Genomic DNA, 13,525 nt, shown 5'->3' with positions numbered 1-13,525 from the left:
AGGACGGGCGGGCACGGGGACGCCGCCCCTACAATTTTCCCCTGTTTGCATGGGTTTTACTGCAGGTGATTACTCTCGATAAATTCTCGGACCAATTCAACGCATTCCTCGGGTTTTTCCAGTTGAAGAAAGTGCGTTGTTTCAGGGACAAAATCATAATCTACAGTTAGAATGTCACCGAGGTCAATGGTCGGCAGGAATGTATAAGGCAAGGTGGGATCGGATCCGATGACTTTTGTGGGACAAGGGAGTGTTTCAAAATCCATCAATGCGGAAAAGCTTCTCATATAATCGACGATCTGCGCTTCGTAGTCGCGGGGACATCGAAGCTCATAACCCTGCCCATCGACGGCCTTTCGAAGCGTTGTTTTTGCCATGAGTTCCCGAACCCCGGGAACGAGGCGCGAGAAGCCGGGGAGAAAGCTGAGGAGTTCTGCAAAATCCTCTTCTGTTTGGAACAGATACCCGCGTCGGCGGGTAACGTCGGCTGCGTATTCGGCGGCTTCATCAAATTCTATCTGGCTATTGCCGGGCTTGCACAGGGGGGGATCGAATAGTATCATCGCGGATAAGTGGCTACTTTGGGCAGATGGCCCGAGGTCTGCCATAGTCGTTAGTGATAGGAGTGTTATCAGTGCGGAAGCAGAGTGAAATATACCGATTTTTGGTTTGTTTCCGTAGTGATGGTCGATGGCTTCAAAAATGCAGAGATGGTCGCGGACCAGCGTTGGAACATTGTGATTTGCGCGTGGGCCAACGGTATTCCAGCCGTGGTTTCTGAGGTCGAAGATGATGAGGTCGAAATCCTCGGCGAGCAGTGACCAGAAGGGGTAATAAAGGTCCATTGCGAGACCATTGCCGTGGCCCAGAACGAGGCGGGGTCCTGCAGGGTTTCCATGTCGGCGCAGAATGGTGACGGTATTGTCGTCGAGCTGGACTTCGCATGTCGAAAGTGGCTCGGGTATTTCCCATACATTGTTCATAGCAGGGTTTCCAATAGCATTAGTACTAAAGAATGGCACGCAGCACCACACGACACAAATGCGTCGAGGACGAGCGTGCCATGTTATGCAGTTATAGGAAGTCGTGCAAGAACATTTTTATCTTAACGTTTGACAAAAATAGAAAACAAAACACGGAATAGCCCTTGACAGAATGTTTGGAAAGATGTTGTTTTACAGAGTGTTAGTGGTAAGAATGGATTAATGGTAGGCCCGTTATCGCTTTGCTATGCCTGTAAATAGATTCTTACACGGAGGAGTTTCCATGCGTATCCTCATAATCACCTTTTCGATGATTATGTTTTCAGGCTCTGTTGTCCTGACGGATAGAGGTCTTGCTGCGGACTGGCCGCAGTGGTTTGGTCCCAATCGCGATGGTGTTTCCTCTGAGAAAGGAGTTCTCAAAGATTGGCCTGATTCCGGGCCTGTTGTTCTCTGGCGAACACCACTGGGCGAGGGGTTCTCGAGCATTGCCGTTGCAGGGGGCGCAGCCTATACTATGTTTGCAGAGGGCAAAGATGAGTATGCGGTATGTATGGATGCCGCTACAGGGGAAGAGCGCTGGCGAGTTAAGACGGGACGCAATTTTCCAGACTGGCAAGGGGGGAATGGTCCCAGAGCTACGCCCATTATTGACAAAGAACGGGCGTTCTTTTTAGGTGCATACGGACAGCTTTATGCCCTCGATATTAAAAGCGGAGAAACTGTATGGTCTCACCATTTTCAAACTGAATTTATAAGTGATCCCCCCCATTGGGGCTTTTCTACTTCTCCTTTGATAGAAGGCAATTTGCTGATTGTCGAGGTTGGGGGTTCTTCTGGAAACGCTTTTATTGCTTTTGATAAAACCACTGGCGAGGTTGCCTGGGCTTCTCAAGATGACGCTCCTTCTTATGCTTCGCCTATTGCGATTACTGTGTCTGACGTCCGGCAAATCGTCTTTTTTCCAGTTTCTGGTCTGGTCGGTGTCGCTGCCAGAGATGGCCGATTCCTGTGGCGGCATCCCTGGCAAACGGGTCCCGATGTCAATGCTGCGACGCCTATTTTTCTCCCCCCAGATAGACTTTTTATCTCTTCGGGTTATGGCAAAGGCGCGACGGTTATCCAGCTTATTTCCCAGAACGGTCAGTTTTCGGTAAAAAGAGTATGGTTCAATCGCAGTATGAAAAACCACTTTGCCTCTTCCATACATCACGAGGGGTACCTCTATGGCTTTGACAACGCCATTCTCAAGTGTATTGCCGCAGATACCGGGCAGGAGCAATGGCGCAAACGCGGCTTTCAAAAGGGATCACTCATCTTTGCGGATGGCCATCTGATCGTCCTGGGCGAACAGGGCAAGCTGGCGCTCGTGGAGGCCAAGCCAGAAGCGTACATAGAAAGAGCCAGTGCTCAGGTTTTGTCTGCGCGGTGCTGGACGCCACCCACACTATCTAATGGCAGGCTTTATCTTCGAAATCACAATGAGATGGTCTGTTTGGATTTGAGCCGTTGATCGCTGCTTTATTTCCCTATCTCTATCCAAACATCTTTTGTCGCTGTGGGTATTCCTGGGCGGTTCAGGTCGGTTACGGTTACACCTATCGTGAGTTTTTGTCCGGGTTTTGCCGCTACGTTGAGGGCAACATATACGGGTTCTGTTTCCGTATTGCCCCGGTGTTCATAAGATACCTGAACGCCTTCTTGCTTTTCAGATATGCCCAGCAATGTGCCGATGCCTTTTAGCAGTCGGGCACCGGCATTTTTGCTGCCGCGCACAGCATAATCCACGCGATAATGCGTTTGTCCCGTGTCGTCTCGGAAGAGGTTATACACTTCGTAGTACAGATAGACGGGCTGGTCTGGGGCAAAAGTGTGTGACGGCAGGGGGAGTACTTCGAGGTCGTCTCGGATGAATTTGCCCTCTGCACGGGCTTCCAATGTTGCAATTTTTCCCGCTACGACAATGTCGCTTACCATCAGGGTCGGAGCATTGTATGCTTCTACATCGACGAGTTGCCGGTGAATTTGCAATTTCCCCGAAGCCGGATCGGTCACTCGCACAGCCATGAGATAGTGGCCGGGTTTAACTTCTGTTGTGACCTGATCTACCCATAAAACGCCGGGATCGTCAACGGCTTCGCGCTGTGTTGCCCGCGTATTCAGGCTATCGCGGGCAATTTCTATTCCCTGTGCGTCATAGAGGACCCACATTCGCTTCACAGAAGCCTCTATCTGTGTGCCCCGTTTTTGCGTTTTCAATGCGGTCCAGGGTATGCCGATAAAGGCATCCAGGCGCGTATCGCGTTCATTGCCTTTGAAATCCGCTACGGACATAAGCAGCGGCATTGGGTCTCCGGGATATGGATAGCGGTAAACAGAGGGCGTGCGGTTGACGACCCGTGCGACCACAGTTTCGGGTGCGAGATGTAGCCACAGCAATCGATTGGGCGAGTCAACAGGCGGCTGGGGAAATTGAAAATCAAAATTGCCCAGAGCGTCGAGAAATGTCACTTCGATCCCTTCGCCAATATGGGCGTAAATCCAGGACTCCCACTTGTAGTTTAAAGATGCGCCATCTCGAAACAATGCGCCCTGGTGAGGCAGGGGAAATATCGGCAGTCCTCGAACTTCGGGTGTCACCTTCATTACGGTGCTTGCGCCCAACGACGATTCTACCTGCAGCGATGTCGTCGGAGCGATTTCGTGCAGTGCTCGTCCCGCGAGGTCCATGAGTCGGTTTTTTACCCGAATCACTTTTGGATTGGTTTCGAATACGAGGTGGTCGGACCAGCTTCGATGATCGGGATGACCAAAACGGATATACACATCGCCGCGCGCATCAAAGGGTATTCGACCTTCGGAAAAGTTCTGTATCGCGTAGTTCACGCGCCGGTAGTGTTCTAGCCTGCGCTCGTTAACCGGTGTGGTCGGCGTTGGATCTATCTTGCGCCAGAACAAATTGGTAAATGCGCGTTTTTCATCTCCCCTGATCATGCGAAAGGTCTCAAATTCTGTTGCCGACAGGAGCAAGGTGACATCTTCGTACAGGAGGCGTTCATTTTGCGGTATGATGGATAAAAATTGCGAAAATGACGCTTCTGCCTGCTCGTACGCGCCCGATTCCAGATATTGTGCGCCCAAAAGCGGCAGATAACGCTCGGGGTCTTTTTGGGCGAGGTCGCGCAGTTCTGTGGTGGTGTGCAGTTCTTGTTTTAAATACTTCAATTCCATAGCCACGCGCGCCAGTCTGCCCCTTGCCACGCTGTGCGCTGGATTTACAGCGACTTGCTTTGACAATGCCTTGACGGCTTTTTCAAAATAATAGAGTGATTCGTAAAATACTCCCAGCTTGAAATACGCATCGCGGTGTTGGGGAAACCGCTTGACCACGTTGCTAAAATGATGGTCCATATCCACGCTGCGCATCGCCAGGTGGCACATTGCCAGATTATAATACGCGGCCTCGTATTGCGAATCGAGAGATACGGTGTCCTGGAAAAGGTCCAGTGCACGACGCACCTGTTTTTTCTGGATCAAGCACGCCAGTGCCCGCCCGTGTCGCGCGATGAGAAACCGCCGATCTTTTTCCAGTACGCGCACAAAAATGCGTTCTGCTTCTACGCCTTTGTGTTGCTCTAACAAACAATATCCCAGCGCGCACAAGGCGAGGCGGTCGTTGGCATCGTCCTGTAGCATCCGTTCAAATAGTGCAACAGCGTTGTCGAGCAGGGCGGGATCTGGTGGTGTGGCGCGCGTTTTATAGCGCTGGGGTATCAATCGACCGCGTTCAAAAAAAGCGTCTGATACCGTCAGGTAGCGACGCCCGCTGTGATACCCGTAATAAAATTCCAGTACTACGGGATTGTGTCGTTGCCAGAAGTCGATTAAAAATTGCGCTTTCTCCTCTCGCGGCAATGCCCGATATACGGCTACGCTGTCTGGTCCAGCGCGTTCTGCGACTATAACCGCAGCGAGCGAATCTGCCCGTGCATCGAAGCTTTCCTGCAGGCGGTCTGCCCAGACAGGCACACATATCATGGCAAATGCACACGCGATAAAGATGCGTTCACAGATGGAGCGAATTTTTCTTTTGTCGTTACACATGGCGCAGCCTCTAATACAATGCCAGCGAATGTCCTTGCCCAGGGAACCAGATACAATCTACCAGAAACGACACAAATACGCCCGTGAAATACCCCACCATAAGTCCCAGGAAAAACGGCGATGCTTTGCGGTACAGATCAATGCCGCCCGCCCGCAAGATGACAAATTTGGAAAACCATGCAAAGAAGATCGAGAATACAATGCGGTTGACGGGATACGCTGTTACGGCGGCAAATCCGATCGGATGCAAGGGCCACCAGGGCCATATATAGCGCAAGGATAGCATCAATGCCGTGGTTGCCATTCCAATGAGCGCGATGAGTACGCGCTCGCGCTTCAGGGCAAAGGGGTCCCGAATATGACCGGCTATGGTATCAAAAGTGTTTTGCACATAGGGACCGTAAATTCCGCCGTAATTAAATGCGCCGGTTACATAGCTCGATGATATTTGATAATACGCGCTTGTGGTTATTACCACCAGCATGGCCAGTCCCAGGGCGATGACCAGGCGCGTTCTTTCGTGTCGGATGCTGTCGTAAAGCCGCGTGGCATTGGCCAGGTTGGCCATCAATATGGTTTTGATATCGTGGTGCCATGTTTCTGTGAGGGCAAATGCCGCCATTCCCGATGGGGAAATATTTACGGGACCGAGCAGGTGATATGCGACAAATTGTCCCTGTATCATGCGGCTGCTGATCATGCCGCCTTCCACGCAGACGCGCGTGATGCCCAACCAGATAATGCCGACAAGGCTCAAAAAAGTCAGGGCGACAAAGATCGACATGCCGGAGGCTACGCACCAGCTCAAAATAAATAGTCCGCTCGCCAGCAGTCCGCCAAGTGCTGCGCGGTAGGACAATAATTCGCCCGTGTCTTCAACCTCCCGTGCATTGAGTACGGCTTTGCGAAATACGTTGCTCAAATGTTCTCGCGCCATCCACAAGCTCCACGGCACCAGCACGCATAGGGCACCAAATCCCTGCCAGTTTTCGAATTGCGATGCCGGCCACACATGGGTTGGGCCTATTTCGATTCCCAGGCGGTTGAACAGCCCCATTTCAAGGGTCAATAACAGGTGAAAGGCAATAATGCTAAACAATACATCCAGGTCCATAAAATACGATACGCCAATGATCACTGGATAAAACCGCATGTGAATCGGCGGGAAATACCGACCGAATTCCATCAATCCCAGGTATCGGGGAATGGTTGGAAAATGCGGCTGGAAATATTCAACCATGTTCCAGTATATGGGAAATGAGGCGAGCGCGAATCCCCACCAGAATACGGGGCGATTCATGATGCCCACGGGCCAGAATCCTCGCGGTTCTCTGTTGACGAGTTCCAGTGGCAATGTCATCAATGGAAAGGTGAGGCGTTCGTGTTCTACCCATTGCTTGCGCAGGATTGAGACCGCGCAAAATCCAAATACGCCGATCATAAATACCAGGCTCAATCGCCAGATCATCGGCGTTATCCAGATTTCCCATGGGATTGTTGCGCCGGCTGGCAGTCCTTCAAAAAACCACCGCGCAGCTGTCCTGTCGGTTACGACCGCCCATTCAGCTAAGTACGGATGTATGTCGTCTGCCCATCGGTTTTCCGTGTTGGCAAAGTAAAATGGCGCTGAGACGTTGGCGATTAAGTGTCCCATGAAATAGCTGGGCAATGCCGATGCGACCAGGCCCATGCTGAAGATGACCAGCAATTCCGAAGGGCGCAAGACCCATTGCGGGCGCACCTTTTCCAGGATTTTATTCAATATTACTGCGATCAACAAAAACGGCACTACTGCGCCCCAGGGCAAGTGATCCTGTGCCATTTTTGTCGTGTGTGCAATGTGTCGCGTAAAATGCCCACCCCACCCCAGGAAGCCCGCGCACATGGCACCTATCACAATGGACCGTGCGGTTACGGCTCGTTGAAGTGGTGCTGTCTGTGTTTGTTGTTCGCGAATTGCCATTCGTGCTCCAGATGGATGAAAAACGGTGGGCAATATAAGGATGGTAATATCAGGTGTCTATTTAATTTAACGCGTGCGCGCTATCCCCGCTTTTGCCGAGGGGTGATCGGGTGCTGTTTGCAAGACTTGCTGCCAGGCGTTGCGCGCTTCGTCTATTTTTCCCAGAGACCAGTATGCCCAGCCCATGTTCGCACGCGCATTGTGGGTGTTGGGGTCGCGTTTCAGTGCTTCTCCATAGTTGTTTATCGCTTCGTGAAATTTTTCTTCGAAAAATAAGATGTTGCCCAGGTTGACGTACGCGCGCACCATGTCGGGATCCTGAGATAGTGCCTGTTGATACGCGTTTTTGGCGGCTTCCATTTTTTTTGTGCGTGCGTAGGCCAATCCCAGGTTGTAATACAAGACGGCATCGCCCTGTCCGTATTTTTCCGCTTCTTCCAGATATAATCGCGCCGGTTCATTTTCGTTTGCCCACAAATAAGCCGTGCCCAGATTGAAGGGATCCATGGCCCAGTTGTTTTGGGCGAGTTGTGCGTTTAGTTCTATGCGGTAGCCGGTCCACAGGATGATCAGTGCCGCTGCACTGATGCAGAGGTTTTTCCACTTTTGCGATTGTACACGGGATATCAATGTCCATATTCCCAGGCCTGCAAATATCATGAGGATGGGGATTGCGGGCATGCGATAGCGCGACGATACGTGAAATGCCAATACGCCTGCCGCATATCCAATGAGCCACAGATACAGGATGGCATGGCGGTCACATTGCCGGGCTGCGATGATGAGTCCCACGATGGATAGGGGAAATAATATCCACAGTTCTGCGATTGGAAAGCGCAGGAGGGCGGAGAATTTTCTCTGGTAATAAAAGTTGTAATTGAGCGGGACTTCGTATCCCGATGCAAATAGGCGCATTTTTCGCAAGGTCACGGCTATCGCACCCACGGGATCGTCTATCCAGAATGCGAGGCCCTTATTAAACCAGAAGGCAGAGACTTCAGATGCTTTCAGAGATCGCCCCAGAGCATTTTCGGCCACGCGGCGCGGGCCTTCCAAATTGCCCTGTGCCCCATCCGGGGTGATCTGTGCATCCACACCAGGAGGTGCGGAGAACCAGCCCGGCGCATCCGGGTGGTTGCCCATGTAAAAGTTGATGCCGCCGTGCGCGGTCATCAGTACCCAGTCGTCTGCGACCAGGCCATTGCGCAGTCCGCACATGAGGAGTGGGAGGATGAGTCCCCCGAGGAAGTAACCGCCCAGTCGTATTGAACGTTTTGCCGGCGTTGCTTTGTGATAGGCCCACCACGCGCCGAATAGCAAGAATGGGATTGCGGATAAGATGTTGGGGCGCATGAGTGTTGCCAGTCCAAAGACCAATCCGGCCAGTCCCAGGTGCCAGTGGGTTTTATTATTGCCCGAGATTAGCGTCAATCCTATCAGGCTGAGAAATACGGCACCCGATGTGCCCAGTAGCATGCCTTCGTAAAATAGTTGCGGTCCATAGCTCGCAAATAATAATCCCGCAAATAACCCCGCGTATGCGCCAAAGTGCCGCGCGCCCAATCGATAGACCAGTATCGCACTGGCACATCCGGCAGCAGCCTGTAAGCCTATGATCAGTTTGGGCGCGTGTCCGAAGGTCGTATATACAACCGCCATGAGGTATGGATACAGGGAGGGTAGAATGAAGACTTCAGGGGCACCGAGCCAGTCTCCCGAGGCGATGCGCTGTGCCCAGTCGTCGAATATCCGCGCGTCTGAGATGAGTTTCTGGGAAAACGGATGAGTGGCCCAGAATGACCAGAGATAAAAAAAACGGATCACGACCGCAGTCCCGCCCACAATATAAGGGAAGTAGCGCGAGATCCGATCTTTCGCGTTGTTTGTTTTCGATGTCATGTTTTGTAATATCTAATCCGCGATACCAGAATGCAACCCAAATTAGGAGAGGAAAATAAGAAAGCCCATTGATCACTACCGATCAATGGGCTTTCTTTACTTTTGACTTAATCCTGGAGGTTTGGGTTGTCATCGCGGCATGATGAGAAGTGCATATTTTTCACCATACCACTCATCCATCGCTCAAAATTTACACTTTTGCCGCCAATGCTTGTGCTCCACTATCTTCGCTTCAACAGACAATTCACAAATTCAAGTTGTGAACAAGAGCACAATACTGCATATTGAAAGCATAACGAGGTGCCTGCGTTTCTGTCGAGCCTCCTTTTGTTGCGTAATTTTGTGATGATTTCATTTTTTGGCCTGATATTTGCTTGAGTTCTGACTGTTGCGTTTGTCCAAAATACGACCAACCCTCAGACCAAGCATCTCACATGGCCGAATTTGATACGATTTCCAAACATCTGATTCAGAAATACCCCAGTGACTTTGCTGGCTTTACTCTCGGACGCGAGGACGTTGAAGTTCTTGCAGTCATTGACACAGAGCAACTCACTGTTGAAGCACGCCAAACCGATAGCCTGATTCGCGTGCATATCGATGGTGAGGAGGTATTAGTCCATAACGAGTTTCAAACCACGGACAGCACCAATCCGCCTATGCCACGCCGCATGGCGGGCTATATTGGACATGCTATTCGGCAACACGGCCTGCCGATATATTCCAATGTGATCTACCTGCGTCCCAATGCTGGGCAGCACGATCCCGGGCACTATATCCAGGAGCATCTCGGCTACGAAATCACGATTCGGTATCGCGTGATCAGACTGATTGAGATAGAAGGCGAGCGCGTTCTCAATTCGGGAGATTCAGGGCTAATCCCTTTTACGCCGTTGATGAAGCCACCTGAAGGGATGGCCTCGGATGTATGGTTGCATCAGTGTATTCATACGGCTCGGACGCGCCCCATCGCTCGGTCATATAGGGCGGATTATCTGGCAGGGATGGTGGCGTTGAGCGAGTTGGTATATGCGTCTGAAACGATTTCTGATATTATTTTCAAGGAGGGCATCATGGATCTGATCCGCGAATCATCACTTTTTCAATCCCTTACCCAACAAAGTAGAGAGGAAAGTTTTGAGCAAGGCGAAAGAAAAAGCACGCTTGAAGATATCCTCGAAGTGTTAGAGATTCGATTTGATATGTCTGAGTCACACCCTATATCTGCTCACATTGCCGCTATCAACGATTTGCAACGTCTCAAGCAGTTGCACCGCTCGGCGATACAGGTGGTCAGTCTTGAAGCATTTCAACATCTGTTAGATGAGTAACGCGATTTCCAAAAAGGGGAGCGAGACGAGTTAAGTTGCGATAACAAGGATGTTGGTGCTGGAAAGGAGCGAAAAAATGGCTCAAAATGAACGAGGAACGATAAGGGATATTGTCAAAGTGATCTATCATTCCAGGGGTGATTGGCGCACACCTGGAGGCATTGCAAGAGCTCTCCAAATTCCTTCAGAAACGGTAACCCAAATCGTCAAAAGCCATCCTGAATTTTTTATTTTAGCAGGTGACGAACGTGCGAAATTTGCTCTCCGTCCCGGTGGTCTCGATGCCGTGTCACTCACTGATAGTGCGCGAAATTTATATCTTCAGGAGCTAAGCTGAGTTCATAGCGAGGCATTCGGGTCTGATTCCTTTCACGCCGTTGATGAAGCCACCTGAAGGGGTGGCTTCGGATGTGTGGTTGCATCAATTCACACGGCTTGGATGCGGCCAATTCCCAATCTTGCGCCTTAAACATCATTCAGAAAAACAAAAAAGCCCGACCTGTTCTAATCAAGTCGGGCTTTTGCAATATTGCATCCGGGCATAAGTACATCTTATTCCGAACAAGTTGGGCCATTGGCGTCTTCAATGCCCTGTAGCCACGTCTGAAAGGCTGCATCAGATGGCGCACATAGCCCTGTGTTTTGAAAGCGAAACTTCGTCAGCTTCGTCAGCATTGTCAGGCTCTGAGGAAGTGTACCACTTAACTGAGTATTCCAAAGCTCCATGCGCTCAAGATTGGTCAGATTGCCCAATTCAGCGGGAATACCACCGCTTAACTGAGTATTCCAAATATTCAGTGCCTTAAGACTGGCCAGGTTGCCCAATTGTGATGGGATCTCCCCGCTTAACTGATTATCGTGAAGATTCATTTCCTCAAGGCTGGACAGGTTGCCCAATTCTATTGGAATCGAACCACTCAACGCATTGTTGTTAAGAGCCAGGTGCTTGAGATTGGTGAGGTTACCCAATTCCGCGGGGATCTCCCCACTCAACGCATTCCTGTCAAACTCCAGCCGCTCAAGGTTGGACAGGTTACCCAATTCCGCGGGAATCGTGCCATTCAACTGATTATCGTGAAGCCACAGCCCCGTAAGATTGGACAAGTTCCCCAATTCCATGGGGATCTCCCCACTCAACTGATTATGGTTAAGACTCAGTTCAGTGAGGTTAGTCAAGTTGCTCAATTCTGTTGGAATCGAGCCACTCAATGAATTGTCCCAGAGCCACAGGTAAGTAAGATTTGTCAGGTTACCCAATTCTGTTGAAATCTCTCCAGTCAAATCATTATCGTGAAGACCCAGTTCAGTGAGGTTAGTCAGGTTACCCAATTCTGTTGGTATCTCTCCACTCAACTGATTGCCTTCAAGAGTCAGGTTCGAAAGGTTAGTCAAATTGCCCAATTCTGTTGGAATCTCTCCAGTCAACTGATTCCTACCAAGTCTCAGATGAGTGAGGTTAGTCAGGTTACCCAATTCTGCTGGTATCTCTCCAGTCAACGCATTATCCCAAAGGCCCAGGTACCCAAGGTTAGTCAGGTTACCTAATTCTGTTGGTATTTCTCCACTCAACTGATTACCCCAAAGACTTAACCCTCCAAGGTTGGTCAGGTTGCCCAATTCTACCGGAAGCTCTCCTGTCAGATTATTCTCCCTCAGTTCCAATTCTGTCACCGAACCGTCAGAGACCTCGACACCATACCATGTGGAAATGTCGTTGTCGGTGAGCCAATTGGTGTTATTTGTCCAATTGGGTCCATCTGTTGCATTATACAGTGCTACCAATGCCTCGCGCTGGCCTGGTGGAGCACAAGTCGGACCGTGGGCATTTTCTATGCCGTCAAGCCACATCTGAATGGTCGGATCAGATGGCGCACATAGACCTCCTTCACCTCCAAATGAAAAACGCTCCAGCATTGTCAGTCCTGTCAGACTCTGAGGAATCTCCCCGCTCAACTGATTGCCGCCAAGCTCCAATATCTTCAGATTGGATAGGTTGCCCAATTCAACAGGTATTCCACCACTCAATCGATTGCCGCTAAGCTTCAGCTCTGTAAGATTGGTCAAATTGCTCAATTCTGCTGGAATCTCCCCACTCAACATATTGGCGAGAAGGTACAGTCTCTCAAGGTTTGACAAATTGCCCAATTCAGGAGGTATCTCTCCAGTCAACTGATTGTCCCAAAGCTCCAGGACCCCAAGGTTAGTCAGGTTGCTCAATTCTGTTGGAATTGGACCAGTCAACTGATTCCTGTAAAGCCACAGGTACTGAAGGTTGGATAGGTTGCCCAATTCTGTTGGGATCTGTCCACTCAATGCATTGTTGGGAAGATGCAGGGTTTCAAGATTGGTCAGGTTGCCCAATTCTGCGGGAAGTTCACCCGTCAGATTATTATCCCTCATGTCCAGGCTCTTCACCGAACCGTCAGAAACGTGGACGCCATACCAGGAGGAGATGTCATTGTCCGTGAGCCAATTGTCGTTATTTGTCCAATTGGGTCCATCCGTCGCATTGTATAACGCCACTAATGCCTCGCGCTGGCCTGGTAGAGCACAAGTCGGGCCATGAGCATTTTCAATGCCGTCAAGCCACATCTGAATGGTCGGATCAGAGGATGCACATAGCCCTCCCTCGCCTCCAAATGAAAATGTCTCCAGCTTCGTCAGCATTGTCAGGCTCTGAGGTATCTCACCACTCAACTGATTATCGCCAAGGTTCAGATAAGTGAGGTTGATCAGATTACCCAATTCTGTTGGAATCTCACCAATCAATTGATTGTTCCAAAACGTCATATAAGTGAGGTTGGTCAGGTTGCCCAATTCCACGGGAATCGGACCACTTAATTGATTGCCGCCAAAACTCAGATGCACGAGGTTTGTCAGGTTGCCGAATTCTGTTGGTATCGGACCGCTCAAATCATTATCCCAAATTGCCAGCAACCCAAGATTGGTCAGGTTGCCCAATTCTATTGGAATCCCTCCACTCAATTGATTCACGCCGAGATTCAGGTAAGTGAGATTAAATAAGTTGCCCAATTCTATTGGAATCCCTCCACTCAACTGATTGCGGCTAAGATTCAGCCGCTGAAGGTTGGATAGGTTGCTCAATTCAGTTGGGATTTCCCCACTCAACTGATTGCGGTCAAGATGCAGCCGCTGAAGGCTGGTCAGATTGCCCAATTCAGGGGGAATCTCACCAGTCAACTGATTACTATTAAGATACAGGTACTGAAGGTTGGTCAAGTTGT

Annotated in this window: 8 protein-coding genes; 3 read left to right on the top strand and 5 right to left on the bottom strand. The window is 50.3% G+C overall.

From position 1 onward, the window contains the following. Positions 1 to 56: 56 nt before the first annotated feature. A complete protein-coding gene (locus F4Y39_18215; GenBank protein MYC15663.1) occupies positions 57 to 983 on the bottom strand; it encodes an alpha/beta hydrolase in 927 nt (308 codons plus the stop codon). Positions 984 to 1,230: 247 nt separating this feature from the next. Between F4Y39_18215 and F4Y39_18210 the strand changes: the two genes are divergently transcribed. After that, on the top strand, positions 1,231 to 2,496 hold the full coding sequence (locus F4Y39_18210; protein ID MYC15662.1) for a PQQ-binding-like beta-propeller repeat protein: 1,266 nt from the start codon (positions 1,231 to 1,233) through the stop codon (positions 2,494 to 2,496). Positions 2,497 to 2,504: 8 nt separating this feature from the next. On the opposite strand, the gene F4Y39_18205 is transcribed toward F4Y39_18210, so the two are convergent. The 3 genes from F4Y39_18205 to F4Y39_18195 form a co-directional block, all read right to left on the bottom strand. Beyond that, positions 2,505 to 5,087, bottom strand: a complete 2,583-nt coding sequence (locus tag F4Y39_18205) for a GWxTD domain-containing protein (GenBank protein MYC15661.1) — start codon at positions 5,085 to 5,087, stop codon at positions 2,505 to 2,507. A gap of 10 nt (positions 5,088 to 5,097) precedes the next feature. Further along, positions 5,098 to 7,050 carry a hypothetical protein gene (locus F4Y39_18200; protein ID MYC15660.1) on the bottom strand — a complete coding sequence of 651 codons (1,953 nt, stop codon included), beginning with the start codon at positions 7,048 to 7,050 and terminating at the stop codon, positions 5,098 to 5,100. Positions 7,051 to 7,116: 66 nt separating this feature from the next. Then, positions 7,117 to 8,949, bottom strand: coding sequence for a tetratricopeptide repeat protein (locus F4Y39_18195; protein MYC15659.1), 1,833 nt, complete (start codon positions 8,947 to 8,949; stop codon positions 7,117 to 7,119). Positions 8,950 to 9,383: 434 nt separating this feature from the next. Here F4Y39_18195 and F4Y39_18190 point away from each other — a divergent pair, with 434 nt between their 5' ends. Beyond that, positions 9,384 to 10,280 carry an Rpn family recombination-promoting nuclease/putative transposase gene (locus F4Y39_18190; GenBank protein ID MYC15658.1) on the top strand — a complete coding sequence of 299 codons (897 nt, stop codon included), beginning with the start codon at positions 9,384 to 9,386 and terminating at the stop codon, positions 10,278 to 10,280. 76 nt (positions 10,281 to 10,356) lie between these two features. Further along, a complete protein-coding gene (locus F4Y39_18185) occupies positions 10,357 to 10,617 on the top strand; it encodes a hypothetical protein (GenBank protein ID MYC15657.1) in 261 nt (86 codons plus the stop codon). 215 nt (positions 10,618 to 10,832) lie between these two features. Here F4Y39_18185 and F4Y39_18180 read toward each other — a convergent pair. Further along, on the bottom strand, positions 10,833 to 13,525 hold a 2,693-nt coding region (locus F4Y39_18180), incomplete at its 5' end, for a hypothetical protein (protein ID MYC15656.1).

The sequence above is a fragment of the Gemmatimonadota bacterium genome (assembly GCA_009838845.1).
In the GTDB taxonomy this organism is placed as follows: Bacteria; Latescibacterota; UBA2968; order UBA2968; family UBA2968; genus VXRD01.
The sequence above is the reverse complement of the archived record's forward strand: the minus strand, read 5'-3'. Positions and strand labels throughout refer to the sequence as shown.

Bases quoted from the DNA above. Each gene is read 5' to 3' on its own strand.
- F4Y39_18215 (MYC15663.1), bottom strand. From the start codon at position 983: ATGAACAATGTATGGGAAATACCCGAGCCACTTTCGACATGCGAAGTC.
- F4Y39_18210 (MYC15662.1), top strand. From the start codon at position 1,231: ATGCCTGTAAATAGATTCTTACACGGAGGAGTTTCCATGCGTATCCTC.
- F4Y39_18205 (MYC15661.1), bottom strand. From the start codon at position 5,087: ATGTGTAACGACAAAAGAAAAATTCGCTCCATCTGTGAACGCATCTTT.
- F4Y39_18200 (MYC15660.1), bottom strand. From the start codon at position 7,050: ATGGCAATTCGCGAACAACAAACACAGACAGCACCACTTCAACGAGCC.
- F4Y39_18195 (MYC15659.1), bottom strand. From the start codon at position 8,949: ATGACATCGAAAACAAACAACGCGAAAGATCGGATCTCGCGCTACTTC.
- F4Y39_18190 (MYC15658.1), top strand. From the start codon at position 9,384: ATGGCCGAATTTGATACGATTTCCAAACATCTGATTCAGAAATACCCC.
- F4Y39_18185 (MYC15657.1), top strand. From the start codon at position 10,357: ATGGCTCAAAATGAACGAGGAACGATAAGGGATATTGTCAAAGTGATC.